Source organism: Lysinibacillus sp. NPDC097279, from assembly GCF_044761745.1.
In the GTDB taxonomy this organism is placed as follows: domain Bacteria; phylum Bacillota; class Bacilli; order Bacillales_A; family Planococcaceae; genus Lysinibacillus.
In genome coordinates this window covers 1,382,251-1,408,151 of sequence record NZ_JBIWDA010000001.1, presented here as the reverse complement: position 1 = coordinate 1,408,151, position 25,901 = coordinate 1,382,251, and the positions used below count along the sequence as shown (strand labels likewise).

General features: G+C 33.6%; 31 protein-coding genes and 1 pseudogene. 17 read left to right on the top strand and 15 right to left on the bottom strand.

Features of this window, described 5'->3' with window-relative positions:
- Window positions 1-65: 65 nt before the first annotated feature.
- Together ACIQ1H_RS07090 and ACIQ1H_RS07085 are read left to right on the top strand one after the other, a co-directional pair.
- Entirely contained in the window at window positions 66-851 is a 786-nt protein-coding gene (locus ACIQ1H_RS07090; RefSeq protein ID WP_402887604.1) for a hypothetical protein, read from the top strand.
- 20 nt (window positions 852-871) lie between these two features.
- Entirely contained in the window at window positions 872-1,537 is a 666-nt protein-coding gene (locus ACIQ1H_RS07085; RefSeq protein ID WP_402887602.1) for an ABC transporter ATP-binding protein, read from the top strand.
- 39 nt (window positions 1,538-1,576) lie between these two features.
- Here ACIQ1H_RS07085 and ACIQ1H_RS07080 read toward each other — a convergent pair whose 3' ends face one another.
- Window positions 1,577-2,110, bottom strand: coding sequence for a hypothetical protein (locus ACIQ1H_RS07080; protein ID WP_402887600.1), 534 nt, complete (start codon window positions 2,108-2,110; stop codon window positions 1,577-1,579).
- 126 nt (window positions 2,111-2,236) lie between these two features.
- Window positions 2,237-3,190 (bottom strand): TDT family transporter, encoded by a 954-nt coding sequence (locus ACIQ1H_RS07075; RefSeq protein WP_402887598.1) that lies wholly within the window; start codon window positions 3,188-3,190, stop codon window positions 2,237-2,239.
- Window positions 3,191-3,321: 131 nt separating this feature from the next.
- Between ACIQ1H_RS07075 and ACIQ1H_RS07070 the strand changes: the two genes are divergently transcribed.
- Together ACIQ1H_RS07070 and ACIQ1H_RS07065 are read left to right on the top strand one after the other, a co-directional pair.
- A complete protein-coding gene (locus tag ACIQ1H_RS07070; RefSeq protein WP_402887596.1) occupies window positions 3,322-4,140 on the top strand; it encodes a LysR family transcriptional regulator in 819 nt (272 codons plus the stop codon).
- A 109-nt stretch (window positions 4,141-4,249) separates the two neighbouring features.
- Window positions 4,250-4,990 (top strand): lysozyme, encoded by a 741-nt coding sequence (locus ACIQ1H_RS07065; RefSeq protein WP_172771352.1) that lies wholly within the window; start codon window positions 4,250-4,252, stop codon window positions 4,988-4,990.
- Window positions 4,991-5,035: 45 nt separating this feature from the next.
- On the opposite strand, the gene ACIQ1H_RS07060 is transcribed toward ACIQ1H_RS07065, so the two are convergent.
- From ACIQ1H_RS07060 to ACIQ1H_RS07045, 4 genes are all read right to left on the bottom strand, one after another.
- Window positions 5,036-5,500 carry a hypothetical protein gene (locus ACIQ1H_RS07060; RefSeq protein ID WP_402887594.1) on the bottom strand — a complete coding sequence of 155 codons (465 nt, stop codon included), beginning with the start codon at window positions 5,498-5,500 and terminating at the stop codon, window positions 5,036-5,038.
- A 569-nt stretch (window positions 5,501-6,069) separates the two neighbouring features.
- A complete protein-coding gene (locus tag ACIQ1H_RS07055) occupies window positions 6,070-6,345 on the bottom strand; it encodes a translation initiation factor 2 (RefSeq protein WP_402887592.1) in 276 nt (91 codons plus the stop codon).
- A 341-nt stretch (window positions 6,346-6,686) separates the two neighbouring features.
- A complete protein-coding gene (locus ACIQ1H_RS07050; protein WP_172771354.1) occupies window positions 6,687-6,806 on the bottom strand; it encodes a YjcZ family sporulation protein in 120 nt (39 codons plus the stop codon).
- A 168-nt stretch (window positions 6,807-6,974) separates the two neighbouring features.
- Complete coding sequence (locus tag ACIQ1H_RS07045; RefSeq protein ID WP_172771355.1) at window positions 6,975-7,118, bottom strand: YjcZ family sporulation protein; 144 nt, start codon at window positions 7,116-7,118, stop codon at window positions 6,975-6,977.
- Window positions 7,119-7,468: 350 nt separating this feature from the next.
- Between ACIQ1H_RS07045 and ACIQ1H_RS07040 the strand changes: the two genes are divergently transcribed.
- Entirely contained in the window at window positions 7,469-7,948 is a 480-nt protein-coding gene (locus ACIQ1H_RS07040) for a GNAT family N-acetyltransferase (RefSeq protein WP_402887590.1), read from the top strand.
- Window positions 7,949-8,059: 111 nt separating this feature from the next.
- On the opposite strand, the gene ACIQ1H_RS07035 is transcribed toward ACIQ1H_RS07040, so the two are convergent.
- Both ACIQ1H_RS07035 and ACIQ1H_RS07030 read right to left on the bottom strand, forming a co-directional pair.
- Window positions 8,060-8,281, bottom strand: a complete 222-nt coding sequence (locus tag ACIQ1H_RS07035) for a gamma-type small acid-soluble spore protein (protein ID WP_402887588.1) — start codon at window positions 8,279-8,281, stop codon at window positions 8,060-8,062.
- A gap of 296 nt (window positions 8,282-8,577) precedes the next feature.
- Window positions 8,578-8,667 (bottom strand): annotated as a pseudogene (locus ACIQ1H_RS07030) (manganese catalase family protein); the annotation flags it as partial.
- Window positions 8,668-8,923: 256 nt separating this feature from the next.
- Here ACIQ1H_RS07030 and ACIQ1H_RS07025 point away from each other — a divergent pair.
- The 3 genes from ACIQ1H_RS07025 to ACIQ1H_RS07015 all read left to right on the top strand — a co-directional run bounded on the left by ACIQ1H_RS07025 (window position 8,924) and on the right by ACIQ1H_RS07015 (window position 10,383).
- The gene (locus ACIQ1H_RS07025; protein ID WP_172771360.1) at window positions 8,924-9,133 is read left to right on the top strand and encodes a hypothetical protein; all 210 of its coding nucleotides are present in this window, start codon (window positions 8,924-8,926) and stop codon (window positions 9,131-9,133) included.
- A gap of 195 nt (window positions 9,134-9,328) precedes the next feature.
- Window positions 9,329-9,469, top strand: coding sequence for a hypothetical protein (locus ACIQ1H_RS07020; protein ID WP_402887586.1), 141 nt, complete (start codon window positions 9,329-9,331; stop codon window positions 9,467-9,469).
- 68 nt (window positions 9,470-9,537) lie between these two features.
- A complete protein-coding gene (locus ACIQ1H_RS07015) occupies window positions 9,538-10,383 on the top strand; it encodes an MBL fold metallo-hydrolase (RefSeq protein ID WP_402887584.1) in 846 nt (281 codons plus the stop codon).
- 1,383 nt (window positions 10,384-11,766) lie between these two features.
- On the opposite strand, the gene ACIQ1H_RS07010 is transcribed toward ACIQ1H_RS07015, so the two are convergent.
- The 3 genes from ACIQ1H_RS07010 to ACIQ1H_RS07000 all read right to left on the bottom strand — a co-directional run bounded on the left by ACIQ1H_RS07010 (window position 11,767) and on the right by ACIQ1H_RS07000 (window position 14,221).
- Entirely contained in the window at window positions 11,767-12,765 is a 999-nt protein-coding gene (locus ACIQ1H_RS07010; protein WP_402887582.1) for an NADP-dependent oxidoreductase, read from the bottom strand.
- 38 nt (window positions 12,766-12,803) lie between these two features.
- Window positions 12,804-13,139 (bottom strand): ArsR/SmtB family transcription factor, encoded by a 336-nt coding sequence (locus ACIQ1H_RS07005; RefSeq protein WP_402888564.1) that lies wholly within the window; start codon window positions 13,137-13,139, stop codon window positions 12,804-12,806.
- A 539-nt stretch (window positions 13,140-13,678) separates the two neighbouring features.
- Window positions 13,679-14,221, bottom strand: coding sequence for a hypothetical protein (locus ACIQ1H_RS07000; RefSeq protein ID WP_402887580.1), 543 nt, complete (start codon window positions 14,219-14,221; stop codon window positions 13,679-13,681).
- Between the two features lie 343 nt (window positions 14,222-14,564).
- Between ACIQ1H_RS07000 and ACIQ1H_RS06995 the strand changes: the two genes are divergently transcribed.
- Both ACIQ1H_RS06995 and ACIQ1H_RS06990 read left to right on the top strand, forming a co-directional pair.
- Entirely contained in the window at window positions 14,565-14,858 is a 294-nt protein-coding gene (locus ACIQ1H_RS06995; protein ID WP_402887579.1) for a hypothetical protein, read from the top strand.
- 517 nt (window positions 14,859-15,375) lie between these two features.
- Entirely contained in the window at window positions 15,376-15,618 is a 243-nt protein-coding gene (locus ACIQ1H_RS06990; protein ID WP_402887578.1) for a hypothetical protein, read from the top strand.
- A 314-nt stretch (window positions 15,619-15,932) separates the two neighbouring features.
- Here ACIQ1H_RS06990 and ACIQ1H_RS06985 read toward each other — a convergent pair whose 3' ends face one another.
- Both ACIQ1H_RS06985 and ACIQ1H_RS06980 read right to left on the bottom strand, forming a co-directional pair.
- A complete protein-coding gene (locus ACIQ1H_RS06985) occupies window positions 15,933-16,895 on the bottom strand; it encodes a Tle-like phospholipase domain-containing protein (RefSeq protein ID WP_402887577.1) in 963 nt (320 codons plus the stop codon).
- Between the two features lie 429 nt (window positions 16,896-17,324).
- Complete coding sequence (locus tag ACIQ1H_RS06980) at window positions 17,325-18,071, bottom strand: SDR family NAD(P)-dependent oxidoreductase (protein ID WP_402887575.1); 747 nt, start codon at window positions 18,069-18,071, stop codon at window positions 17,325-17,327.
- A gap of 149 nt (window positions 18,072-18,220) precedes the next feature.
- Between ACIQ1H_RS06980 and ACIQ1H_RS06975 the strand changes: the two genes are divergently transcribed.
- The 5 genes from ACIQ1H_RS06975 to ACIQ1H_RS06955 all read left to right on the top strand — a co-directional run bounded on the left by ACIQ1H_RS06975 (window position 18,221) and on the right by ACIQ1H_RS06955 (window position 20,983).
- Window positions 18,221-18,769, top strand: coding sequence for a TetR/AcrR family transcriptional regulator (locus ACIQ1H_RS06975; protein WP_402887573.1), 549 nt, complete (start codon window positions 18,221-18,223; stop codon window positions 18,767-18,769).
- 243 nt (window positions 18,770-19,012) lie between these two features.
- Complete coding sequence (locus ACIQ1H_RS06970) at window positions 19,013-19,165, top strand: hypothetical protein (RefSeq protein ID WP_402887571.1); 153 nt, start codon at window positions 19,013-19,015, stop codon at window positions 19,163-19,165.
- A gap of 111 nt (window positions 19,166-19,276) precedes the next feature.
- Window positions 19,277-19,726: a hypothetical protein gene (locus ACIQ1H_RS06965; protein WP_402887569.1), complete on the top strand. Its 450-nt coding sequence runs from the start codon at window positions 19,277-19,279 to the stop codon at window positions 19,724-19,726.
- A 163-nt stretch (window positions 19,727-19,889) separates the two neighbouring features.
- Window positions 19,890-20,315 (top strand): acyl-CoA thioesterase, encoded by a 426-nt coding sequence (locus ACIQ1H_RS06960; protein ID WP_172771373.1) that lies wholly within the window; start codon window positions 19,890-19,892, stop codon window positions 20,313-20,315.
- A 200-nt stretch (window positions 20,316-20,515) separates the two neighbouring features.
- Complete coding sequence (locus ACIQ1H_RS06955; protein WP_402887567.1) at window positions 20,516-20,983, top strand: GNAT family N-acetyltransferase; 468 nt, start codon at window positions 20,516-20,518, stop codon at window positions 20,981-20,983.
- Window positions 20,984-21,093: 110 nt separating this feature from the next.
- Here ACIQ1H_RS06955 and ACIQ1H_RS06950 read toward each other — a convergent pair whose 3' ends face one another.
- On the bottom strand, window positions 21,094-22,716 hold the full coding sequence (locus ACIQ1H_RS06950) for a hypothetical protein (protein WP_402887565.1): 1,623 nt from the start codon (window positions 22,714-22,716) through the stop codon (window positions 21,094-21,096).
- Window positions 22,717-22,718: 2 nt separating this feature from the next.
- Window positions 22,719-23,501 carry an ABC transporter ATP-binding protein gene (locus ACIQ1H_RS06945; RefSeq protein ID WP_402887563.1) on the bottom strand — a complete coding sequence of 261 codons (783 nt, stop codon included), beginning with the start codon at window positions 23,499-23,501 and terminating at the stop codon, window positions 22,719-22,721.
- Window positions 23,502-23,712: 211 nt separating this feature from the next.
- Here ACIQ1H_RS06945 and ACIQ1H_RS06940 point away from each other — a divergent pair, with 211 nt between their 5' ends.
- The gene (locus ACIQ1H_RS06940) at window positions 23,713-24,429 is read left to right on the top strand and encodes a nucleotidyltransferase domain-containing protein (RefSeq protein ID WP_402887561.1); all 717 of its coding nucleotides are present in this window, start codon (window positions 23,713-23,715) and stop codon (window positions 24,427-24,429) included.
- Between the two features lie 150 nt (window positions 24,430-24,579).
- Entirely contained in the window at window positions 24,580-25,899 is a 1,320-nt protein-coding gene (locus tag ACIQ1H_RS06935) for an SPFH domain-containing protein (protein ID WP_402887559.1), read from the top strand.
- The last annotated feature ends 2 nt before the right edge of the window (window positions 25,900-25,901 follow it).

Here is a 25,901-nt window from a genome sequence, read left to right as displayed (position 1 = left end):
TTACTATATTTAATTGGGTTTTGCTGTATCAATAATAAGGATATGTATATTGGAGAGAGAAAATAATGCTAAAAAAATTAATTTTCTACTATTTACGTTCTTTCTTTAAACCTGCGTATGTTCTATGTATCGTTGGCGTTTTTGTACTGAATAGTATTCTTGTTCATGCTTCATATGGTGATTTACTTCCAATTGGCTATGCAAATCAGATTGTTTTTATGTTCTATATGCCTTTAAATATCCAATTCGACTTATTACGTTGGTTATTGATTTTTATCCCTATCCTCTTATTTCTTAGTTCGTTTATTTTATGTGAAATGCGTGATCATCCAATATACCTTATTCTAAGAATGAAAAGTTATCGACATTGCTTTCACAGTATGTTTATTGCCATTTGCATTAGTTTAGTTGGAACACTTGGATTAGGTTATGGGGTTACGGGAATAGTTGTTTTCTTTTTAAATAGTCAATTAGAGACTCAAAGCGACATAGGCTTATCATTGTTCCTAAACACAAATGGATGGCAACTGCTATTGAATCATTTTACGCTATTTATCTTGACGTTATTGTTATTACTTATTGTCCACACTATTTTTTCGTTTATTATCCATAATGCTGTCTTCGCAATGTTCACCGTTATTATTAGTATGATTTCATCGGCTACTATCGGTTATTTGTTTCCATCCTTACTAAAGTTTTTACCGTTAACGTATTTCTTGCTCGGCTTGAGAGAAATGCAGGAGGTCAGCTTTGCTTGGTCTAATAGTATAATCCTGCTATGTATCGTTTTGTCCTATTGCGTGCTTTCGATGCTTTTTATTAATTTACGAGAAAAAATAGTTGGTGTTTGACATAAAAGGGGGTTGTATAAATGACAATACTCGAAATACACAATTTGTATAAAAAGATAAAGGGCCGTGAGCTGCTGAAAAATATAACATTAGTCATTGATAAACCAGGAATTTATGGGATTGTCGGTAGAAATGGTTCAGGCAAAAGTCTATTATTTAAGACGATTGCAGGACTTTTTGTTCCGAGTAGTGGCATTGTAAGTGTGTTTGGTGACATTATCGGGAAAGGTAATTTTCCGAAATCCTTTGGTGCACTGTTAGATACGCCAGGATTTCTGACCCATTATTCAGGTTTTCAAAACTTGAAAATACTCGCCTCGATACAGAACAAAATCAATGATAAGGATATTGAAAATGTAATGACATTGGTTGGCCTCGATTTTAATGATAAAGGACCAGTTCGTAAATATTCTTTGGGCATGCGGCAAAGATTAGGGATTGCACAAGCGATTATGGAGAAACCAAAATTACTATTATTGGATGAACCGATGAATGGGCTGGATGAATCAGGTGTATCGGAAATGCGCGAGATGATTCTTAACTTTAAAAAGCAGGGAATAACCATTCTTTTAGCGAGCCATAATCCTGAAGATGTTGAATTACTTTGCGATGAGGTTTACAAAATGGATGCAGGGGAGTTAGCTCTTCATACTACTAATACAGATAGAACGATACAGCTTATTTAAAAATACAGCATCCTTGGAGAAGGATGCTGTATGGGCAATCTAATCTATCAATTCAACAAAATCCTGTATGTGTCTTTCAATAAGGTCATTTATCTTTCTAACTGTTAATGGTGTGATTTGGTCAAACATAGTATGGAGCGGAATAATAGAAGCTTGAATTTCTTTGTTTTTATCTAGGTCTTCACGTATAACAGTAAAGTTTTCTAAAGTGTTCGGATAATTATTTTGTAGAAAAACTTGTTCAATCTTTTCAAAAAGTGCTAGCAAGGACTCATCCTCAAAATATTTAGCACTGGCTTTGAGCGCTAGCCAACTTTTAGGTTGGGCGTAATAATAGGCACTCCACCAATAAAATTCAATCAGCGATTTACTAGCGTGATTATAGTACGTATAAAATACAAATAAAGCCTTTTGTCCTTGGGATAATTGCATGTAAAATTGTTCTTTAAAATGGATGGTATCCGTTTCATTGGATATGCCCATTTTATAAAGATGAATAAGGGGCTCAAAGCATTTGTTACTTAAGTCAGAAGTCGTTAAATTAAAATCGTGTTTTTTCATTTTTACCAACAAAATATTATCACACTCCCTACTTAAATCATACTACATTTGGAAATTAATATGCGAAAATTGTCCCTCTGGAAAATTAAAAGCAACCTTATGGGGTTGCTTTTTTGTATGACCTAATAGGAATACTAGTTAAATCGGATTTGTTCTAGTATCAATATATTGTTTTGTAAGAAAAATTACATATTTATATAAAACATAAAAGACTATAATAAACGCGATAATCGATTCCAGAATGGAAACCCAATGGAACAGTACTGAAGTAAATCCTAGTTGGTTATAAAAATTGGTAGCTGCAGTGATGGCAGTTGCTGAAATGACTAAAGGAAACGTAAATCCTGCATAGCTTGGGTAAAAATCAATTGCTAGTAATTTAGGAAGCTGTGTCAAAATAAGAAAATATAGGCCTTGAGATAAACAAAATAGCAATGTGACAATCAGGATATTTTTATTATCAAAGGCATTTAAATAGCCTGTTAAACAAAGAGATCCAGGCGCCGCAATAATTGTAATGAGAGGAAGTGTAGAATCCTCCATATTTTTTATAGTAAAGACACGATGCAAAATAATCGGTAATAACACTAAATATAAAGATAATGTAATCCAGAAAATCCAACGACCAAATGCAGGATAAAAATTACATGATGTGACAGTAATAACACCAATCCCTACATAAGTGATAAACCAGCTAGGATAAACGTGATGGATTTTTACTGATTGTGTTATTAAGAAAAAATATGTGAAATAAGCCATTAACATAAAATGTACGATAACAATACTTAGCCATATATATGACAAATAAGGTGTAAGCCAATCAACTTCAAGAAAATAAGTACAAATAATCATTAATCCCATTGTAAAAGTAGGAGCTACTGAAGCTACAATCGGATTTTTTAAAACAGAAAGTGTATGTTTAAATGTGAAGATCAGTTTAAATATCATCAAGCACATTAGTGCCATTCCAATAAGGCCTACTAAAATACCAAATCTTGGCATGCCATCAGTTTTTATAAGATTCCCTAAAGAAACGAGTGCTAAAATTAAGCCACAAATAGGTATTGGAATGTTTTTAAGAAAGCTTTTCATTATGTTCCCTCCGGTTGTTTAATTCAATTTTCCCTTGTATAAACATTGTAAATCGGATTATACTATTTGTGAAATTGATAATTTGGATATCAATTATTAAGAAATCCAATAATTGAATTGGAGGGTCGTTAATGTTTCAAAGTTTAAAAACATTTGTGAAAGTATATGAATTGAAAAACTTTACAAAGGCAGCGGAAGAATTATATTTATCACAACCAACAATATCTACTCAAATACTTAATTTAGAGAAAAAGTTAGATGTAACTCTCTTTACTAGAAAAGGGCGACACGAAATTATTCCAACGAGGGATGCTGATTTTCTTTATAAACGAGCGCAAAGTATTCTAGATAACTGGGAAGATACGATAGAAACACTTAATAACAAAGAAAAAGAAATCGTCCGAACAAAATGCCGTATTGCCTGTTCAAATACGTGTGGTATTTACTTTCTTCCAAATATAATGAAGTCTCTTTTAGAGAACTTTCCAGATATAGATTTTTCCTTACAATTGATGAATTCAGAAGAAGTAGTGAAGCGATTAAAGCAAAACGAAGCGGACTTAGGGTTTATCGAAAAAATAGTGGATACAGGTAGCTTGAAACGAAGCCTATTAAATATAGATCAACTTGTGTTAGCTGGTAATCCTGAATCTAGTTACTGGTTAAACCGTGAAGAGGATTCGGGGACACAATTTTATTCGGATATGTATGTAAAAGAAAATAATTTGAAACCGATACATATTTATCTTAATAACAATGAGATGATAGCGGCGCTGTTAAAGGAGGGAATTGGACAAACCGTTATTTCACAAAAAGTTGTACCAGAAGGCGTTAATTGGCAACCACTATCCCCAAAATATACTCGAAATTTTTATTTTTTGGCGAAGGAAACTCAATTAAAAGAAAGAATCAACGAGTTAGAAAAGTTTATTAAGGATAGGGGTGCCTGACACTCAAACAATTCAGAATTGTTTGAGTGTCAGGCACATTCCATTACAGCGGGAATTGAATATGCTAGAGAAGGTGCAGAAATTTAAAATAGTGAGAGGAGGATTTAATATGGAAATTTCAAATAATGCACTAACGCTCATTGCAAAATGGGAAGGGTTTCGCGCAGATGCATATGTAGGTTCAGATAATGTTTGGACAATTGGTTATGGTACAACAAAATGGCCAAGTGGAAAATTAGTAGAAAAGGGACAGACGATTTCCAGAGAAGAAGCGTGGGAATTACTGAGAAAGCAAGCACAAGAACATGCAAATACAATAGAATACTATGTTAATGTTCCTCTTAACCAAAATCAGTATGATGCCCTTGCAAGTTTCCAATATAATTTAGGACGCTACATTTTAAGAAACAGTATGCTATTAGAATACTTGAATAATAGGCAATGGGAACAAGTAACCAAAGAGATGTTGTTATACATCTACGCAGGAGGGAAAAAGCTTCAAGGGCTTGTTAACCGTCGTATGGACGAAATAGCACTTTTTTTAAAGCCTATAGCGACAGTTGATGTAAGTAAAAAAATCGAATATGTCGAAATTGATAGGGAGCCAAAAAAATTTCGTATTCAAAGTGGGAAATACAGTAGTCAAGAAGCAATGGTTGTGGCAATGAATGAGGCAATAAAACAGAAATATTTATCGTACGTAGAACAAGTGAAAGATAGTTCAAATGTAAATGGTTGGCGGTTTATTAGCGGTTGGTATAACACACAAGAAGAAGCAAAAATAATTGCTGAAAGGGCTATTATAGCAGGTAAATTAAACTACGCAACGATTCGTGGTACAGCGCAATAGAAGTGTGACAGGCACTCAAACAATTCTAAATTGTTTGAGTGCCTGTCACTTAATAACAAAACGAGGTTCGTAATCACTAATAACTTCAAAAATTCCATCATTGTAACAATAGATATGATGTTCTACGTTGGGTATCTCTTTACTTCCTAACCAGGGTAATTGATCAAACCACTCAATATAATCTGAATTGCTCATTTTGTAAAACCACTCAGCACATGGATTAGTAGGTGGATTTTGTTCGATGGATTCGTTAACAAGTGGGAATAGGTCCGACCTTGGGATTTCGCCAGCATATCTGAAAGACCAAACAAAATCTTGTATTGGAGAAATTTTATCGTAAATAATATCAACTTCAGATCCGTTAATATCTGTTAATGTTAAATATAAACCACGATTACTATAATTTAATTGAGCATTTACGATTTGAGCCCTTTGTAAACATGTTACTGGCTGCCAAATATGAAGTCTGCGTGTACTAATAAAATCTCCCCCTCGAGATAAGGCACTCAAACAATTCTAAATTGTTTGAGTGCCTGTCACCTTTTTATCTATCATATTCATAGTCGTAAGGAACATTTTTACTACCACACCCAACAAGTAAAAAAGATAGGGAAAATAGTAAGATTGAGCATACAAATAATTTCTTCATATTAGATAATATTCCTCCGTTTCGCACGAGCCAGTCCTATTGTTTACATTTTATTGGAACGATTCTATAAAGTATATAATAAAAATCTCTTCAAATAATTATTTATTATATATGTTAAATAAGAATTTACAATTGAAGTTGAGAATTTAGGCATGTTGTTAGAAAGCAACCTTGTTAGTGGACGCAAAATAACATCACCGTGTTGATGAATGCAGAAGAAAAATAACTACTGAAAAAGTTTTTATATTCCTTAATTGCGGATGCAATATCATTTATCTTTTTACTTTATTGGCATAAGATAAAAGGATTTTTATCTTGCTTCATCATCCACACAGTGTTGAAATGACCGTATGTCAATTATATTCGGAATGATTAATAATCGAAATTGTAGGATTGAGCATTAGTAAGATTATGTAGTATCGAAAAATGCTTACTTTCTAGAGTTTTTTAATTTATTGAGTTCTTTTGTTAAATATTGAACTTGCTTTTCTAATTCATCTATTTTGTTTGAATTGCCATCACTATTGTTATTGTTGTTGCTATTATTATTATTTGATTGTTGCTGCGCGTCCTCTAATGCCATAATTGCTGCAATGGTCGCAAGCCCATCACCTAATGTAGAAAAGATTCCCGCAAGTACCGCCAGCTTAGCAGCATCATTTTCACTGTTTGATAAAAGATCAGTCATATCTTTATTTTTACTCAAATTATTCCCCCCTAAGCAAATCATTATTATATCTTATTCTGTGACCTTTATTTAATACGGGTATTTAAAGCAAAAGATTAGAGATGGCTTTCTAAGCGTTAATTGGACAATATACATGGACAATTATGTATTATTTTGAACTGAGTCATTAAGACAGCACCCAGTTGCAGCTCAGACCGCTAACAAAAGTTAGGATTGTAATGAGAGCTGGTGGGAATGAAAAAAAAGGCCACCTAAAAAGTGACCTTTAAAAGAAAGAATGGTAGGCAAAGGATAAGTTTACGCTATCCGAAAAATTATGGGCTCATATGCGAGCACAGAATCAGTGAACATTATAAATATTAATATGAGATGAATGTAGCACCAACAATAATTAAAAGGATAAATAGTACAACAATTAACGCAAATGATGAACCTGATCCATAACCATTACCACTACCACCATAATATTCTTGAGACATAATTACTTCCCTCCATTCTATTATTAATTTCTATAATTACTAGTTATATAAATTGAAAATGAAAGTTACAACTTGGAGATTTCATTCAGAGAAGGGTAAGAGAATTTTTGTTGATTTTACAATCAAATTTGTTAGCTAAAAATAGACTGTGAGTAAAACTAAAAAAAATTAATACACAAAAGTAGCTCCAACAATGATTAATAGAATAAATAAAACAACGATTAAAACAAATGTAGAACCATAACCTCCGCCTTCATTGCCTCCATAATAACAACTGTTGTTGTAGTTTCCAACATTTCCTTGGTATCCCATGACTATCCCTCCTTTCTAATTCTATAATATGTATAGTTTTAAAAAGTGTAGAGGTTTTTATCCAACCCTTTAGAACGATCAATTTGAAAATACTAATAAAACAAATGTTGGAAAAAAATACGTGTTATCTGTGAGAGGAGATAGATAGTTTGCGAAGTAAAAACCTATAAATGCGATAAAACAGTCCTCGGCCTTCTGTAATAAATTCTCTTTGTCACAACCATTTGCTCGTAAGCTTTAGTTTAGCGGGGAAAGAGGACTCAACTAATAAATGCATGTAATATTTCACATAAATAATGACCAAGTCATCAACTGATGGTAAAATATAGATAAAAATGGAGAATAACCATATGGAAAAATTTAAACAGGTTGAATTAAAGCATTTTTCAAGTAAATACACGAAAGAACTAAATGATTTCGTACTGACAGAAGAACAGAGAGAGTTTTCTTCACTTCCAAGCAAATTTGAAGAAATTAATGAAGGACAGTATCGGGTAGTAATTTTAAGTGACAATACACCAGTAGGTTTCTTTCTTCTAAATGCAAACGAACGAGTAAAGAAATATTCAAGTAATGTGAATGCTTTGTTACTAAGTGCGCTATCCATTAATCATCGTGAGCAAGGAAAAGGGTATGCAAAACAAGGAATGACATTACTTGTTGAGTTTGTAAAAGCAGAATTCCCGAATTGCGATGAAATAGTTTTAGTGGTAGACGAAGATAATATACCTGCGCAGAAACTATATCTAAAAGTAGGATTTGAAGATACGAATAAGCGGCTAACAGGACGTATTGGGGAAGAAATCATCATGAGCCAATTAATAAAATAAAGGAACGCCCGATTGTCATTACCAGAGAGTTGATTTTACATTTTGTAGATCAACTCTTTTTATGTGGAAATAAAATAAAAAACCGACAAAAGATTGTCGGTTTAGAAAAATTTATTTTGAATTGTTTTCATTTGCAAATCGTCCAGATGCATATTTTTTGTTTGCTTCTGCTTGTTGGATTTGTTGTTTAATTTGATTTACATCAGACTCCATCCCAAATTCTTGACTCATTGAGTTTGCTGTACCAGAAGCTTGTTGTTTGTTCGCTTCAGCTTGTTGGTTTTGTTGTTTAACATGATTCACATCAGTTTTATTATCATAGTTGTTTGCCATTGAAAATCACCTCCTGAATTATAGTTTGTGCAGAAGGTGCCTTTGTATTCTTCATATATTTTCTCTTTTTAATGGAAAAATATGAAGGGATATTATAAAGATTTACCAGAGTGATATTTACAAATAAAAAAGGGGTCACTATTAAGTGACCCAGAAAGAATTGAGGGAGGTAGTGACTGTCAACTAGCGCCACAACCTAATAAGTGCGTGCGATACACTCAATAATAATGTGTGTAATTAAAGGTTACTTATACATTAAAAAGCTGTAACGTCGTCACCCGTTACAGCTTGAATAATTAGTTATTCATATCCTTAAGACCTGGACTGTGTTCATTTGGCATGTCTGGCATAAGTGGTAATGGGAGACCTTCAGGAGGAGGGGTCACTTACTATTGGGTATTTTAGGGAGCCGTTGCATTACGGTAAGGTTTTCGGGGTATGGTCAAAATTAATTGTAAATTATGGTATGATTGCTGGCTACCAAACGTTGACACTTCCTTTTTAATATTTTCAAACGAGGATAGTATGGGTTACTGCAATAAGATTTATGTTAATAAAATAGTAATTTAAAAATGCTGTTTTAGCATAAAACATATCCATTTTGCTCACGATAAGCTGAATATTTTTAAAGGGGATGATTGGATGTTCAATCGCTTATCTGCACAAAATGGTGTATTTCGATTACCACCAATTCAGCGCAAAAATAATAAAGAGTTGGATATTGCCATTGCTGATCTGGAAGCAAGAGGATTCCGTTTAGTAAGGCGTGGTATTCTAAATGAAAAATTACAGACGATTAAAAATCCAACTTATCATAAAGTCTGGGCTATAATGGAAAAATTGATGTTTTAGTAAACGACACGCAATTTTAAAGATAAAAAAGCTACAGCGATTACTATCACTGCAGCCCTATAAGTAGTGAAACACTACGAAATATTATTGTGGCTGTATGTGGTTTATTTATACTTCATTTGAAGTATTCGGAAAGGTAAAAAGTATAGAACCTCCTAAAAAGGATAGATTAATGTCTATTGGAGGTGAGCCCACATGACTAAAGAAAAGAAAAAGAATGAATTGGAGCAAGAAGAATTTGCAAATGAGTTTTTACCTGAAGAGCTAGAGGGACAAAAAGAAGAAGAAAAACAACAACAGAAAGAACAACAATTCAATAAAAAAGAAGAGAAATAAAATAGTGCCACAATCTTTGGGTTGTGGCTCTTCTGCATTCATAAGCAAGCGAAGAGAGAGGGGTTAATATGGACAAAGATTTGAATTATGGTGAAGATTATAAGTTCATACCTGCTACTTCAGTTAGAAGTGGTGTTGGTATTGAAGTAATACCTGATTTATATCAATATACAATTCAAATTGTAAATATTGTGCTTTATGGTAATATAAATACAAAAGATTTCGTGCTTATTGATGCAGGCATGCCAAAAAGTGCAGAAGAGATAATTTCAGTAATAGAGGAACGATTTGGGCCTAATTCTCGTCCTAAAGCAATAATTTTGACGCATGGCCATTTCGATCATGTTGGAGGAATTATAGAATTAATAAAACAGTGGAATGTCCCTGTCTATGCCCATGCTTTAGAAATTCCTTACTTAACAGGAAAACAAAACTATCCAGAACCAGATCCTTCTGTTAGTGATGGATTAGTAGCTAAAATGTCACCTTTTTTTCCTAAGGAAGCGATTAACATAGGAGACAATATTAAAGCAGTTCCTGAGGATGGTCATATTCCTTATATGCCTGGTTTTCGCTGGATACACACACCCGGACATACACCAGGACATATTTCGTTATATCGTGAAAAGGATCGAGTGCTCATTGCTGGTGATGCATTTGTTACAGTTAAACAAGAATCTCTTTATAAAGTTTTAACACAAACAAAAGAAATTAGTGGTCCGCCTCAATATTTAACAACGGATTGGCAGGCAGCGCGAAAATCTGTTGAGAAGTTAGAAGCATTAAAACCTCTCATTGCTATTACTGGTCATGGATTAGCAATGAAAGGTGAAGAACTTCAGAACAACCTTCAGAAACTTGTAGAAAAATTTGATGAAATCGCTCTACCTAAGCACGGGAAATATTTAAATTAATGCATATATTATTTAAGGAATATAGCCAATTCCAATTACCGCAACAATTAGTGGTTAGTACGTAAAAGTCTTTACCTTGCACGGTTCCCAATAAATAATTGATTAACTCTATTTCCTTAAACAAGAAACATGTGTTCTTGTTTTAAGTAATTCATTTCCTTCATATGAGTTATTTTTTGAAAGATTACGTCGGTGAGAATAGTTATAAGCATCAGCGTTTTATTAGTAGTCCAACTAGCGCCACTTAATGAATGAACAAGCGCAAGAATTCTGCTAGTAGTAAAACTTGTCGTTTCTTGCGCTTACCCGGGAAATTTTTTTATTTCCTCATCTGAAAATATTTCCAAAGGACATTGGAAATACATATGAGTGATGAATTTGAAATAGAAACTAGTAGGCTGGTTTTAAAAGAAAGATAGGGAGATGCTCATCGTGACTAAGTGATAAAATGAAATTGATATTCCATAGGAGGTGTAATGATTGGCGTTTTTTATTGTAATGATATTTTTGTTTCTACTAATGGGGATTCTAACTACATCGAAAAAGACAAGGCAAGATAATTTGAAATCACCTAGCAATTCCCGTGATAATACGACTGATTTTATTACAACAAGTTCTTTCTTTTCGGTCAAAATACAGATAATACGAATTGTTCCGATACCACTTCGAGTGACAGTGGTTCTTCAGGAGGTTCGTGCGATTAAGTATTCAAGTCGTTTCCAAATCGGAAATGGCTTTTTTTTATCCGCTAGTTAGAAGGGTACCATTGATTGAATTACATTGTTTTATAAAAGAGAAGAAACTTTCGAAAGTAAAGATTTCTTTACGTTGGTCAAATACTATTGATTAAATTTTGAAATCAATCTAAGATGTTGACGGGGAAATAAGTTTGAAAGATATTGCTGACGGATCGCCGTATGCGATGAAAGTCGCTCGTACGGTGAAGGCTCGTTATAAACTGAGAAGATAAGACGAGAATAGCGGAAATGTAGTACCAGTCAATCCAGCAATTAACTTACAGGCAACACCTGGAGCGATAGGCTCTGGGGATATAGATGTATCTTGGAACGGCAATAGTGATCCAAATTGGTCACACTATACAATGTATATTCTAGTTTCCAATACTAATGAAGCGGACGAGAGCAGCCCAAAGTATGCGGATATTACCTATAAAGGTAACGATGGTTTTGGTGATTCGTATAGTCCAGGAACTAGGGTTTCATATGCGCTTTATTCTATTATGAAAGATGGTTCTAAAACTGTTCAAAAAGTTACTGTTATTGCTCCATAATTGAAGCAAGAGGAAACCTCACTATTTTCAGTGAGGTTTCTATTTGTTCATAAATAGAATTAACAGTTCAATACGATAAGGCATTATAGAAATTATCTAATCTTTAAAATTACTTTCCCTTTAGCTCTTCCTGATTCTACATACTCCATTGCCTTTTGTGCGTCTTCGAATAAAAAGATTCGATCAATTATAGGTATAATTTTACCTGACTCAATGAAGTCTGCGATAATACGTAATTGATCACCACTTGGCTTCATAAATAAAAACGAATATTGAGCATTATGCTTCTTTTCAAGAGCAGTCAGTTTATAACTTGCTGCAGAAAATAACATTGTTTTGAATAGCCCTGCGCCATATTCTTTAGCAAAACGAGCATTTGGCGTACCTGAAACGGAAACGATTTTCCCACCATCTTTAATAATATGAAACGATTTTTCAAGTGTCTGTCCGCCAAGCGTATCAAACACTGCATCATAATTTTTAAGGATGTCTTCAAACTTTTCTGTTTTATAATTGATTACCTCGTCTGCGCCAAGCGATGTTACTAGTTTTGCACCAGCTTCACTAGCTGTTGTTGCCACAAGGGCTTCCATAACTTTTGCCAGTTGAATAGCAAATGTCCCAACACCGCCAGAACCAGCATGTATTAAAATTTTTTGTCCTTTTTGTAAGTGCATAATGTCATGTAAGGCTTGGTATGAAGTTAGGCCAACGAGGGGGATAGATGCAGCTTCCTCAAAGCTCAAATTTTTTGGTTTTAGGGCAATATCATCTTCATGAACAGAAATATATTCCGCAAAAGTACCGATTTTACTCTTGCGTGGGCGTGCATATATTTCATCTCCCACCTTAAATCGAGTTACTTTTTGTCCAACCTTAATCACGACGCCAGAAAAATCATTTCCGAGAATTAACGGCATTTCATACTTGAGTAACATTTTCACTTTTCCATCTCGTATTTTAAAATCAATAGGATTAATACTAGCCGCATGTATTTCTGCGAGTACCTCGTAATCATTTATTTCAGGTGTAGGTATTTCTGTTAAACGCATCGGAGCGTTGCCATATCGATCAATAACCATTGCTTTCATCGTGTTCATTCCTCCATAAATTATGCTTAACAGCATTTTTAATCGTATTGCTTTAACAATGTTTCAATATCCGAAATGAGCGTTTTTAAAAGGCTTAATTTTGTCCGAATATCAATATAATAAAAGTTTTTTGTACCTTCTTTTCGCATTAAAATAATTCCTGCATCTCGTAAAATTTTAAGGTGATGTGACACTGCAGGTCTAGAAAGGTGTGTTTGTTCCGTAATTTCACCTACACGCAATCCTGTTTGACAATCTGTTTCCATTAAACCTAATAAAATCGATTGTCGTGTTTCATCACCGATTGCCAATAGTACTTTTTGACAATTTTTAAAATCTTCTTTAATAGTGTTTAGTTGGTCTTTTTTATTTATCAATTAAATACCTCCGATGGTTAGTTGAATAGTTTAAGTTATTGAACCATGTTATTGAATACAACAATATATTAATGCGATAACCTCTGCAATATTGAGAAAGAAAATCGAGACGAATGCGCTTTAGAAGAAAATGCTAAAAATAATTGTTCTTTCAAGTGATTTTCACATAAACACTCAGGAAAGTTGATTTTAACCACAAAAAAATACCCCGAGAGAAGCACCCTCGAGATATTTTAGTGACAACCTGTTCATCCTCTTAAAAACATATATTTTATAAGCAGATAAATGAGCTAATTATATATAAATGTTTTATGAAAATTACTCATTTTACTCTTTTTTAGCTTTAATCTGATAAGTAATTCCAAACACTATGTTAAAAATTAATCCGAAATTTAGCGGATTCAAAAAAACCCATAGTAACTTTGTTTCTAGTGCTAAAAGTAATAGAATCCACAAAATCATGCAAACATAATAAGCAAATATCATCGGCCAACAAAAAACTTTATCTATATCAAACATACAATTCCTCCTATACGCTAATCAAAACAAGAGGATGATGCACCTGACATAGCTCCACCCGCAGCACCTACAATAGCTCCTCCGACAGCACCAACCGCATTTCCAATACCAGGTAATACAGTTCCAGCACCAATACCAACCCCTAAACCAGTTATTGCACCAAGATAATAACCACCAAGAACGCCTAATGCACATTTCCATTTAGAACGAGCTAATGTAGTCGTTTGAGTCGGTTGTTCACCGTTATGTAATTCTATAATCAGTCCATTATCAACTGATTTATAAATTAAATTAACCTCATGCCCATTACTATCTAGTGCTAGAGTTGGCAATACCTCTGAATATTCACCTTTTTTAACAATTATATTTCCAACTTCATCGTTTTCAATTGTTGTCTCATCATTTAATAATTCTAATTGCATCGTACTTTCATTTAAAATGGTAATGGCAAAATCATCACTCTGTTCAGCTGCAACTACAGTTGAAGCATTAAAAGCTATATTTCCCGAGAAAAAGAATAAAAGAACCAAACAAGCCAACATAAAAAATAATTTTCTCATTTGTAAAACGCCTCCTTTAATATTCTGATTCTTCTATTATTTTAAATAAAAAATATAAAATATAAAATAAAAAACACAAAATTGTAACAAAAATTATGATTTCGATTGCAAAAGAAAAATACTAATAGAGGAAGGTTAAGATTTCTTTACCTTCTCTAAATGCTATTGATTTAATTTAGAAATAAAATTACTATGTTTGACGAGGAAATAAGTTTAGAATTCTTTGCTGACGGATCGCCGTATGCGATAAAAGTCGCCTGTACGGTGAAGGCTCGTTATAAAGCAGAAAATTGTATAAGGCGAGAATAGTATACTGGTTACACCATTTGAAATAAGTAGTATATTGAATACTTATACAAATGGTTTACAATTAAGTATCAATGTACCAACAGGATTCTATAATGTTCAGATTCATATTAAAGAACAAAATGAAGAGTTTTGGAATGTCGTTAATCCAGAAAATATCCTAGGTACTGATAATTCTGAAGGTGATAATAATATATTAGAACCTGGTGATACATCAGTAATGTTTGATGGTTTGAATAGTGGTACTCAATATAAAGTGAAAATAGTTGGAATTAAGGATGGTAATGTGTACTATACAAACACTATTAATGTTACAACTAATAATTATTAAAAATGTAAAGAAACTTTAGTTAGAAAGCCTTTCGCTAGCGGTGGAGGGCTTTTAATTATGCGCTGTGAGAGCAATCGAGATGGAAATAGTAAATCTCGTTGCTCTAATAGTTTTTTATCTCAGTGTATTTGGAAAAACCAAAAGCAGAGGTGGCGATTGAGTGGAGTTCTAGAAATGAACACAGCACACGATTTATAAAAAATTTAATTAGTTGTATTATTTAGAGCTGTATATGTAGTGTATTCCATTACTATTAAGTACAAAAAACTTAAAAATTAACATTCGTATTAACATTCGTCAGTATGGACCTTCCTTCAATTTATATAAAATTATCTGTGGGGAAATAAGTTTTAAAGCCTATTATTGATGGATCGCCGTATGTGATGAAAGTCGCCTGTACGGTGAAGGCTCGTTATAAAACTGAGAAATATAGAAGGTATAAGACGAGAATAGCGTACCAAATGTAAGTATTTCGGCACCATACAATGATGGTGGAACGATACCTGGGAATTTTGCCATGTCTACAAATGTAAACTTGACCGTTGCGATACCAGGCCAAAACGGTACAGTTGCTACTTATAGCAACCCTAGAAGTAATAACACAAGTATTGCAACTGCAACAATTATTGGACCTAATCCTTCGGGACATGTGTATTTAGATGTGAAAAAAGTTGGTTCAGGTCCAGTTAATATCACTTTTGACTATACTGGTAGTAATGGTGTTACTCGGACAATGACATGGACATTTAATTTTCAATAAAATCTAAACGATAGTTCCAGAAATACAATGTCAAAAAAGCATTCTCTTAGGAGGATGCTTTTTCTTTTGCTTGAAAGAATGTGAATTTACAATGGATACTTACATCGGCGATTAAATATATTTATGAAAAGTGATTCAATTAAGAAAGCTATATGTCGAAATAATCGTTCTACGATAAGAAACTGAGTCTTATTAATATTGGTGTTAGTTGTTAGGGAAGAGAGAAGGTAAGTTGAGATATTTATCACTAAAAATGCCCGAATATCATAATGACATTCGGGCAGATTTTCAAATTCATTTTCTATATTGGCATTTTAATGAAATACAGAACCATTAAGGTAAGTTAATTTATGATACTTATTGATATTTGGATAAAATGAGTCTGAATAATTTCGATATGCCACAATATCTCGTAATAGTCCAAATTGTAAATAGCCAAAAGTACTGTAATGAGGAATAGACTTATCTACACCGCCTTTAACCCCAATATATGCTATTTTGTCACTATGCATATCATATATGGAATTTAACCATTCATTTTCAATGTATAGGTTTTTTACATCCGAATCATATGTCCCGTTTTTATTTGCAGTCCATTGTGTATCAGTCATCTGTGTCTTAGCTACTGATAAAGCATTGAAAGTATATACTCCGCTAATTGTTTTCTTTTTGATAGGACCATAATGTGTAAATTTTGCGTTAGAAACTATCGTTATTCCAGCACGAACATCTAAAAATGACTTTGCTGCCAGCCATCCACCTAAAGAATGTCCTGTGAAATACCATTGATAATCTTTATAACCAAATTTATCATATATGTAGTTTAAATAAAGGTGTGCTTGATGTAATTGTCCTGGAACACTACCATTCAATAATGACGATGCTGCTGTTGCATAATCGGATCCATCTTCTGACCCTGCAAAGGCAATGAAAAGTTTTTTACTAGCGTTCGGATTATCTGGGTTTATAACAACAGCTAGTGCTTTAAAGCCAGTTCGGTCTAAATTGTAACTAGGTGCACCCATCGGATGATTTGGATTAGAATTAATGTCTACTGAATCAATTACTTTAAATTTATTTGCACCATGTTCTAGATTGATTGCATGTTGGATTTCAGCATTTGTTTTCTTTCCGACATTGTAAACTTGGTCCGCTAAATCATAGTATAACTTACTAGGGTTATCTGCATAACCTGCATGTGCTTTACTCGTTCCAAAAGTAAATGTAGCTAGTAGGATAGCAGAAAGTAAAACTGTAAAACTTAATTTTTTAAGCATAACTTACCCTCAACTTTCAATTATTAGTACGATTGTAATTATCTATTAATTTGTGTTGTTAATCAATATAAATATCTAAAAAATATTAGCGGATATTGTTAAAGTTCCTTTCCGAACAAACTATGGAAGTAAATTGGTTTATGTCCTTTTGGTTATTGAGTAAAACTAATGAGATGAACAGTACAGGTTACTCAATCTCGTTGCTGCTTGTGGATTTTAATTTAATTGGATAGGGCAACTAATTAATGGAGCACTTAGAACGGTCAAATGAATCACCAATGTCACATAATCAAAACAACAGAAAAACCCCATTACATGCTCAAAAAGAGTCAATGAATGGGGGGCATTTTTTCTAATATCATTTAATTAAGTTCATGTTACCATCGAGAAAGCCCTTAGATTAGTAGGGCATATCTTAACTATCTTAATTTATAATAAGATTTGACCACCCGCACAGTTAATAGTAGAACCTGTTAATAACTTCCCGTTATTCATCGCAAAAATCATGGCTTCTGCTACTTCTTCTGCTGTTGCTGAGATATTAGGTGGTGTTGTTAATTGAATCGCTGTACCAATTTCTTCATTTAAAGTGACAGCTGCACCCGCTGAAATATTCGTTTGCATATTGTTTGGTGCAACACCTACAGCATAAATGTTTTTCGCTTGGTAATCTTGGCCGATTGATTTTGTTAAACCATTTACAGCATGTTTTGTTGCGGCGTATAGGCCGTTATAGGCAGTTGGCTTGAATGAATTAGATGAAACTGTATTAATGATTGTTCCACCGCCGTTTTCTAACATGACAGGGATGACATATTTTACGCCTAAAAATGCCCCTTTCACATTAATATTCATGATACGGTCGTATTCGCTTGCATCATATTCATGTACTAAACGAAATGGAACCATAATCCCAGCATTATTTAAGAAGTAATTAATAGTGCCAAATTTTTCAACAGCTTTAGCAACATATGCTTTTACGTCTTCTTCATTCGATACGTCTGCTTTTACAAAAATTGCTTCTGCACCTAATTCTACTGCCATATTGGCTGTGTTTTGACCTTCTACCTCGTTAAAATCTACAATCATTAATTTATATTGTTGCTTTGCTAATTTTAGAGCTGTCGCACGACCCAAGCCTGTTGCTGCCCCTGTGATTACTACTACATTACTCATTTTTGTTCCTCCTTTAACTTATACATTACTAAAATGTATATCTAACTAGGATTATAGAGATAATAGTAAAATAAAGAACAACATCATAATCATCTATGTATGTTATCCAACATTTTTTGTGTTATTGTTGGATTAAAAGGAGTTTTTACATGGAAAAACAGGATTTACGAGTAATTAAAACAAAAAGAAATTTATTTAATAATTTATTACAACTTCTTTTAACACATGAGTTCACCGATATCACTGTCACAAAACTATGTGAACATAGTGAAATAAATCGTTCAACATTTTATGCACATTATTCGAATATCGATGATTTATTTGAATCACATATGATTGAAATTATGAATAAACTTAATGAAGAATACAAAATGGCCTACAATCGAATTTATTTACTGGAGAAGGACGGGTTAACGAATGTCTTCCAACATATATTAGATAACAGAGAATTCTATAACATCCTCTTTTCGGAGAAGATTCCAACTAAATTTATTTCATTATTTATCCAACACTATATGCAATTGCCGAAAGAAATCATTTCTAAAGCTGTCCGAAGTGAAATCGATTATGAGCTTTATTATATATTTTGCGCCAGTGCCACAATTGGAGTAATTAATCATTGGTGCAAGACTGGCTATGCTAAATCTACCTTAGAAATGAGTAAACAAATAATGACATTCTTTTCAATCAATTTATAATTAATGGGTAACCCAAATCAGTAAACTATATAATAAAGATAGAATGTTACTTTATCTCAATCCAGCTACTCCAAGCATTGAAGGGATTGTCATCATGGTATGCATGCTATTTTCCCATTTCTTTTTTAAACACCAGGCTTTATAAATTTTTAGTTGAACATATAATTCGTCATTCATACTAATTTTCCTATAACCATTGTCACTCACGCGCGCTTTCCTTGGATAAGAAAAGGGTCTTTCTTCATGAAGAAGGTCAGATTGTTTAGTGAGAATTCTGCAAATTTTAGCATTATTTACTTGAATGGCATATTAAAGTTTTTCCAATTTCAAAAAGCATTCGTTATAGCTGCTGTGCAAATTAAACTTGCTGCTGATGAAGGCAGAAAAGGAGGCTAAACGAAGTGGTAATGGCAAGGGGAAGAGAAAACGATAAATTACCCATTATGCAAAATTAATATAGTTAAATCCCTCTAAATTCTGTATATTTGTGTATGAGGAGGGATAATAGTGAAATTTTTCTTGCGTCTTGTATCACTATTTTTATGGTTTTGGGCATTTACTTTTACTATGGCTGGAGTTATAGCTGTCAATCATACTAATTACTTCATAGTACTGATATTTATTTTACTAATATTTATTAGTATACTTATATACTTAGGAATTTACTTATGGAAAAAGTCTATGAAGTATAACAAAACTATTGATCAAGGAGAAACAGCAGCTGAGAGATTTGAAAGGGAAAGTGAAATTCCAGGTTCAAAGGCTCGTCAACAAAAACTAAATGCAGATACTTGTACACAAGTAAAGCATATGGAGGGTCTCACTATTGAGTTGGACATTTTGAATGGGAGCGATGTAGAGATGGTTAAAGCTTTAAATTGTCCAAATTGCGCTGCAGCATTAAACCCGAAAGAAAACCATTGTGAATACTGTGGTACATCATTACATCAGAAGTAAAGCAAATAACATATATGTGTTTAGATGGCGTAGAGTATTTATTGATATTTTAAGTTAATTTCAAAATTTTTTAACCTTCATTTTACAACCTATCGAAATCTCCCAAGCCTAAACCCCGCCAAGTCAATATTTTTACGCTATAATGTAGGACGAGGTGAAGAAAATGTTTGTGAGTGAAAAACAGATTGAGATTCGATATGCGGAGACGGACCAAATGGGCGTCGTATACCACGCAAACTACATCATTTGGATGGAAATTGGACGTACACAGTTAGTGAGCGATGTAGGATTTGAGTACGCAGCATTAGAAAAAGACGGTTATGTATCGCCAGTGATGGATTTATCGATTTCTTATAAGGCAGCGATGCACTATGGCCAAGTAGCAACTGTTCGTACTTGGGTAGAAAAGCATGATCGACTACGTACAACATATGGTTATGAAATTTTACATGAAGATGGCACGATTGCTGCTACAGCACAATCCGTACATATTCTAGCGCACAAAGAAACATTACGCCCAGTTTCTTTAAGTAAAATTGACCCCGCTTGGGATGCGAAATATAAAGAAATTGCTGTTGAAACGAAATAGAAGCGTACGTATAAACATTTAATAAAAATATTATTTACAAAGGGCAGTATCAGAATAACTGGTGCTGTCTTTTGTTAGTTGCAAAACTAATTTCTTCTAAATAGAAGACCAGGAAATTGATTTCTGTACCATAATTATCTTGAATGTTACTCATAACATTGATACAATTAGAACAAATGTTCTAACTAAGGGGAGAAACTATGCAATTATACATATTTGAAGACAACTTTATGCATTTAATTGAACAGTATCAATTAACTGAAGAACAACTTGAATTTACGGGAACACCACAGGAATGTCTTGAACTTGCGAAAGCGGATGCCAATCGTCATTCAATTTTAGCAATTGATGAAGGAAAGCTTGTTGTTTTCTTTGTCTTACATCGAAATGAGGGTGTAAAGCCATATTCTAATAATGAAAATGCGATTTTAATAAGAGCTTTTTCAACAGATAATCGTCATCAAGGGAAAGGTTATGCCAAAAAGGCTTTAATGCTATTACCTGAATTTGTGAAAGAGCACTTTAGTGGAATAAATGAAATTGTATTAGCAGTAAATGTAAAGAATGAAGCTGCACAAGGACTTTACAAGAAGTGTGGTTATATCGATAAAGGTGAAAGAGTGATGGGGATAAAAGGGGAATTAATCGTAATGAGTTATGAGTTGTAAAGTAGCATAACAAAGGACTATTTTAAAAGAATACTACTACATTTAAAATGCCCCCTTGCATTAGTGGAAACATGCAAGGGGGTTTTATTATTTTGAAATGGAAGTACTCTTTACTGATACTTTGAGCGTTTAAATATAAGCTTCCAAGAAATATAATTCGTGATGAGAAGTAAAATTAAATAAATAATTGTGCCATAGTGTATGCGTGTAGCCATGAAATAGTGTAGACCCGCTAGTATAGCTAATGGAATAAATAATATTAGGGTTTTCCAGCTCTGACCATCACCGATTTCATCAATGGGCTTCGTAAAAGGAATCTTGCTTCCAAAGCCTACATAACAAATTATTGTATATAAGCAGCTTGCTACTAAAACAGTCATTAAATCTGGAATGATTCGCAAACCATAAAGAAAGCAAAATACTATGCTGAGGACAATATACAATGGAATATATAACTTTAGTAGAAAAGCTTTTAGACTACCTTTTTGTAAGTCTGTATAGTCTTTAATTGGGAAGACTTTATATATCCACGCTGCTTTAAATTTTGCTGAATGGCCTAGCATAATCACAGCTGACGGGATAATTAGCATACTAAAATAAATATTTAAATAACTTATACTGACAGAAAAATCAGCATCTTCTGAACGAATTACATTAAATATAAAAATAAAAGGAATGACGAAAGAAAAGCCTAAAGATGGGTAGACCTTCAATTTAAATTCTCGCTCTTGTTTCATCATAAGGGAGGCGAAGCGGTAAAAGGCTCTTTCCTCCGTTGTTCGGCAAATGATTGTTAATAAATAATCTTTTAGGCGACTTTTCTTTTCTTTTTTTGCTTTGCTTGTTCCTAATAACTTTTGTAGATTCCGTTCAAATGTTGGGATTAGCTTTATATACAGCCATATTGATATAAGAGGTATAATGACAGAGAAAATTGAGCCTACAATAGTAAATAATGAGTGATTCCCATTAAGAATTAGCTCATACGGTGCAGCAAACCACATCGGAATGATGAAAATACTCCACCAATTAAAGGTTACGACAATATTAAAATCGACAAATTCAAAGGATCTAATTAGCACTTGATATCCAATCATTAATACTAACGATAAACCGATTTGTACATAATTGATGATATCCTTTAGTTTTTCTCCATCAAAAAATCTTAAAATTACAATATATAAAATCGATGTTAAAACGACAATAAAAATATTAATGAAAATAAGTTCTAGCACAGTTAATAGAAAGAATACTATTCCTTGTGTAAATAGGCCGACTAAAAGCGGAATCGCTGTTAAGGCAATTGTTAAATACGTTAAATAGATGAGTATATGCATACATTTGGCGGCGTTCACTGTTTTAGCGGTGATAGGCTTCGTTGAGAGGATGCTTCGATCACGTACATCCAGCAATACAGAAGAAAAGTCTGAAATTAATGTTGTCATGATAATAAAAATAATCATGCCAAAAGCAATGCTCATCTGAAAATGATAGTTTTGGCCAAAGACGATAAATGGAATTAACACAAGACCGTATAGTGCATAAATCCATAAAGACTTGATGTAACTATTTTTCTGATCTTTTTTGTTTTGGTTGAAAATAGTTGGTACTTTTCGTTCATCCATTGTTAATTTAATATGGAGGATTTGCCTCATCATCTGATAATCAATACCCATTTTACGAAAAATAAAATGCAATTTATCAAGCAGTTGCAGGATTTTGAAATCTTTCATATCTACACCTCCTGAACTACCGATACGAATTGTTCACCAATTTCCTTATGATTATGGAAACCTGTAAGCTGATTAAAAATCCCTTCTAAAGTTCCTGCTGTATTAGCGGTTTGTAGTTGGGCAAATGTACCGTCAGCAGCGATTTTGCCATCATTCAATAAAATGATGCGACTACTAATTTTTTCGACAACATCCATGATATGGGAGGAATAAAATATTGTTTTACCTTGAGCTGCTAGTTGCGTTAAAATCTCCTTAAAGATCATGACACTATTCGCATCCAAGCCATTAATAGGTTCATCCAAGAACAGTAAATCGGGATTATGTATAAGGCTAGCGATAATTAATAGCTTCTGTCTCATGCCTTTTGAATAAGAGGATATTCTAGCATGATAGGCTTCTCCAACACCAAACAATTCCATTAGCGTTTTTGATTTTGCGGCAGCGAAATCAAAATTTAATCCATAAAGCTGGCCGATAAACGTCAAATATTCATAACCAGTTAAATTATCATAAACATCGGCTATTTCTGGTACATAACCAACATTACGTTTATATTCAATATTATTTTGCCTTATATCTTCTCCAAATAGCTTAATTTCTCCAGCATATTCGCCTTCGATTCCTAAAATAATTTTAACAGTAGTACTTTTACCAGCACCGTTTGGACCAATATAACCAATAATTTCTCCTCTTGAAACACGTAAGTCGATTCCTTTTAATATTTCCTTACTACCATAACTCTTTGTCAAATTCGTAATCGTTAAAATTTCTTGTTGTTTCATGTTATAGCTCCTTCCCATTGGAAAATTAACCATACCACAGTAACTATAGGCTAAATAGGTTCCATTTTTATTATACATCATTTAAACAATTTGTTATTAATTACAATATTATTCTAAATAAAAGGTAATTATTAGTTTGGCCTTTTTTAAAGGAAAATGATCTTAAATGTAGAATGTTTCGTATAGCATTTAATAAGCAGAGGTGGTAAAAGTGAATGATTTAAAAAAGGGCAATGCAATTGAGGCAGCGCAGCAGTTTATTGCACAATATTTCCCACATTGCGATGGGGCGTTATTAGCTGGAAGTGTCGTTCGAGGTGAAGCAACAGAAACATCTGACTTAGATATTGTTGTCTTTGATAATAATCGAATGACCTCTTATCGAGAATCTATAGTAGCGTTCGGTTGGGCTATAGAAGTGTTTGTCCATAATTTAACATCATATAAGCAGTATTTTCACGAAGATTATAAAAGAGCAAGACCATCCATGCCAAGAATGGTTTCAGAAGGTATCGTTTTAAAAGATAACGGTATTCTCGATGCCATTAAAAATGAAGCGAAACTACTTTTAGATAAAGGCCCAGAAGAATGGACTGAACAAACAATTAAAATAAAGCAATATTTTATTTCCGATGCACTAGATGATTTTATAGGTTGTTCCAATAAAGCAGAAGAATTATTTATTGCGAATGCTCTTGCTGAATTAGTAAGCGAATTTGTATTAAGAACAAACCGTCAATGGATTGGTCATTCAAAATGGGTAGTACGTGCATTACTACAACATGATGAGGCATTCACACTTCATTTTATTCAGGCATTCGATATTTTTTATAAAACAGGTAATAAACAACACATTATCCAATTAGTGAACAATGTACTTGAGCCATTCGGAGGAAAATATTTTGACGGTTTTTCAATAGGGAAATAATGAGTTTTACTAGCAGCCTGTTATAGAGGATTTTCCATGCTAAAGCAAAAATTTTGAAACAAATTGTCCTTTCCTGCGTAATACAATAGTGAGTTCAATAATTTTAATGATAAAATAGTTTGAAGTATTTAATTAAAGGTGGGAAATGAAATGGGTTTATTAAAAGCGGGTATTGGTGCCTTAACAGGTGTATTAGAAGATCAATGGCGTGAATATTTCTACTGTGAGTCTTTATCAGCAGATGTTCTTGTCACTAAAGGTGTAAAACGTACATCTAAACGAGGCTCAAATAAAGGACAAAGCAATATTATAAGTAATGGCTCTATCATTGCAATCAATGAAGGTCAATGTATGATGATTGTTGAGCAGGGCAAAGTGGTGGAGTTTTCTTCCGAATCTGGCGAATATGTTTATGACACATCTACTGAGCCAACTATTATGTATGGCGATGACCTTTCATCAAACATTACAGAGACATTCAAACAAATTGGAAAGCGTTTCACATTTGGTGGCGAGCCAGGAAAAGATCAGCGTGTGTATTATTTTAATAAGAAAGAAATCGTTGGTAATAAGTACGGAACACCTGCACCGATTCCTTTCCGTGTCATTGATCGCAATATCGGTCTAGATATTGATATTGCTATTCGTTGTCATGGCGAGTATTCCTATAAAATAGTGGACCCATTATTATTTTATACAAATGTCTGTGGTAATGTGGAGAGCGAATATACTCGTGATTCAATTGATAGTCAATTGAAAACAGAGCTTATGACCGCTCTACAACCAGCATTTGCTCATGTTTCTGCAAGTGGCGTACGTTATAGTGAAATACCTGCACATACAGTGGCTCTAGCCGATGCCCTTAACAAAGTGCTATCAGAAAAATGGCTAGCAACACGCGGTTTAGCTGTCGTGTCTTTTGGAATTAGTTCATTAAAAGCATCTGAAGAAGATGAAGCGATGATTAAACAACTACAGCGTAATGCAGTAATGCGTGATCCAGGTATGGCCGCGGCTCATTTAACAGGAGCACAGGCTGAAGCAATGATAGCAGCTGCACACAACGATGGTGGAGCGATGGCAGGGTTCATGGGCATGAACATGGCAACACAATCAGGTGGCGTCAATGCAAGTCAGCTATTTCAAATGAGTGAGCAAAATAAGCAGACACAAGCAACTACAAATGTCCAAGCAAGTCCATCAAATGCTTGGACATGTACATGTGGGCAAGAGAATACAAGTAAATTTTGTTCAAATTGTGGAACATCAAAGCCCGTAGAAGTGGGTTGGACATGTGCTTGTGGCACGAGCAATAAAGGAAAATTCTGTAGTGAATGTGGAGCAAAAAAACCAACAGGAGCATTGCAATATGCATGTGATAAATGTGGTTGGGAACCAGAAAACCCTGTAACTCCTCCAAAATTTTGTCCTGAATGTGGCGATATTTTTGATGATAATGATATGAAGTAAGG

Coding starts and splice junctions, on each gene's coding strand:
- ACIQ1H_RS07090 (WP_402887604.1), top strand. CDS start 66: ATGCTAAAAAAATTAATTTTCTACTATTTACGTTCTTTCTTTAAACCT.
- ACIQ1H_RS07045 (WP_172771355.1), bottom strand. CDS start 7,118: ATGGGATACCAAGGAAATGTTGGAAACTACAACAACAGTTGTTATTAT.
- ACIQ1H_RS06990 (WP_402887578.1), top strand. CDS start 15,376: ATGTCTACAAATGTAAACTTGACCGTTGCGATACCAGGCCAAAACGGT.
- ACIQ1H_RS07015 (WP_402887584.1), top strand. CDS start 9,538: ATGGACAAAGATTTGAATTATGGTGAAGATTATAAGTTCATACCTGCT.
- ACIQ1H_RS06935 (WP_402887559.1), top strand. CDS start 24,580: ATGGGTTTATTAAAAGCGGGTATTGGTGCCTTAACAGGTGTATTAGAA.
- ACIQ1H_RS07010 (WP_402887582.1), bottom strand. CDS start 12,765: ATGAAAGCAATGGTTATTGATCGATATGGCAACGCTCCGATGCGTTTA.
- ACIQ1H_RS07050 (WP_172771354.1), bottom strand. CDS start 6,806: ATGTCTCAAGAATATTATGGTGGTAGTGGTAATGGTTATGGATCAGGT.
- ACIQ1H_RS06955 (WP_402887567.1), top strand. CDS start 20,516: ATGCAATTATACATATTTGAAGACAACTTTATGCATTTAATTGAACAG.
- ACIQ1H_RS07070 (WP_402887596.1), top strand. CDS start 3,322: ATGTTTCAAAGTTTAAAAACATTTGTGAAAGTATATGAATTGAAAAAC.
- ACIQ1H_RS07075 (WP_402887598.1), bottom strand. CDS start 3,190: ATGAAAAGCTTTCTTAAAAACATTCCAATACCTATTTGTGGCTTAATT.
- ACIQ1H_RS06980 (WP_402887575.1), bottom strand. CDS start 18,071: ATGAGTAATGTAGTAGTAATCACAGGGGCAGCAACAGGCTTGGGTCGT.
- ACIQ1H_RS06975 (WP_402887573.1), top strand. CDS start 18,221: ATGGAAAAACAGGATTTACGAGTAATTAAAACAAAAAGAAATTTATTT.
- ACIQ1H_RS06985 (WP_402887577.1), bottom strand. CDS start 16,895: ATGCTTAAAAAATTAAGTTTTACAGTTTTACTTTCTGCTATCCTACTA.
- ACIQ1H_RS07065 (WP_172771352.1), top strand. CDS start 4,250: ATGGAAATTTCAAATAATGCACTAACGCTCATTGCAAAATGGGAAGGG.
- ACIQ1H_RS07040 (WP_402887590.1), top strand. CDS start 7,469: ATGGAAAAATTTAAACAGGTTGAATTAAAGCATTTTTCAAGTAAATAC.
- ACIQ1H_RS07035 (WP_402887588.1), bottom strand. CDS start 8,281: ATGGCAAACAACTATGATAATAAAACTGATGTGAATCATGTTAAACAA.
- ACIQ1H_RS07085 (WP_402887602.1), top strand. CDS start 872: ATGACAATACTCGAAATACACAATTTGTATAAAAAGATAAAGGGCCGT.
- ACIQ1H_RS07020 (WP_402887586.1), top strand. CDS start 9,329: ATGACTAAAGAAAAGAAAAAGAATGAATTGGAGCAAGAAGAATTTGCA.
- ACIQ1H_RS06970 (WP_402887571.1), top strand. CDS start 19,013: ATGAAGAAGGTCAGATTGTTTAGTGAGAATTCTGCAAATTTTAGCATT.
- ACIQ1H_RS06945 (WP_402887563.1), bottom strand. CDS start 23,501: ATGAAACAACAAGAAATTTTAACGATTACGAATTTGACAAAGAGTTAT.
- ACIQ1H_RS06960 (WP_172771373.1), top strand. CDS start 19,890: ATGTTTGTGAGTGAAAAACAGATTGAGATTCGATATGCGGAGACGGAC.
- ACIQ1H_RS06950 (WP_402887565.1), bottom strand. CDS start 22,716: ATGAAAGATTTCAAAATCCTGCAACTGCTTGATAAATTGCATTTTATT.
- ACIQ1H_RS07000 (WP_402887580.1), bottom strand. CDS start 14,221: ATGAGAAAATTATTTTTTATGTTGGCTTGTTTGGTTCTTTTATTCTTT.
- ACIQ1H_RS07025 (WP_172771360.1), top strand. CDS start 8,924: ATGTTCAATCGCTTATCTGCACAAAATGGTGTATTTCGATTACCACCA.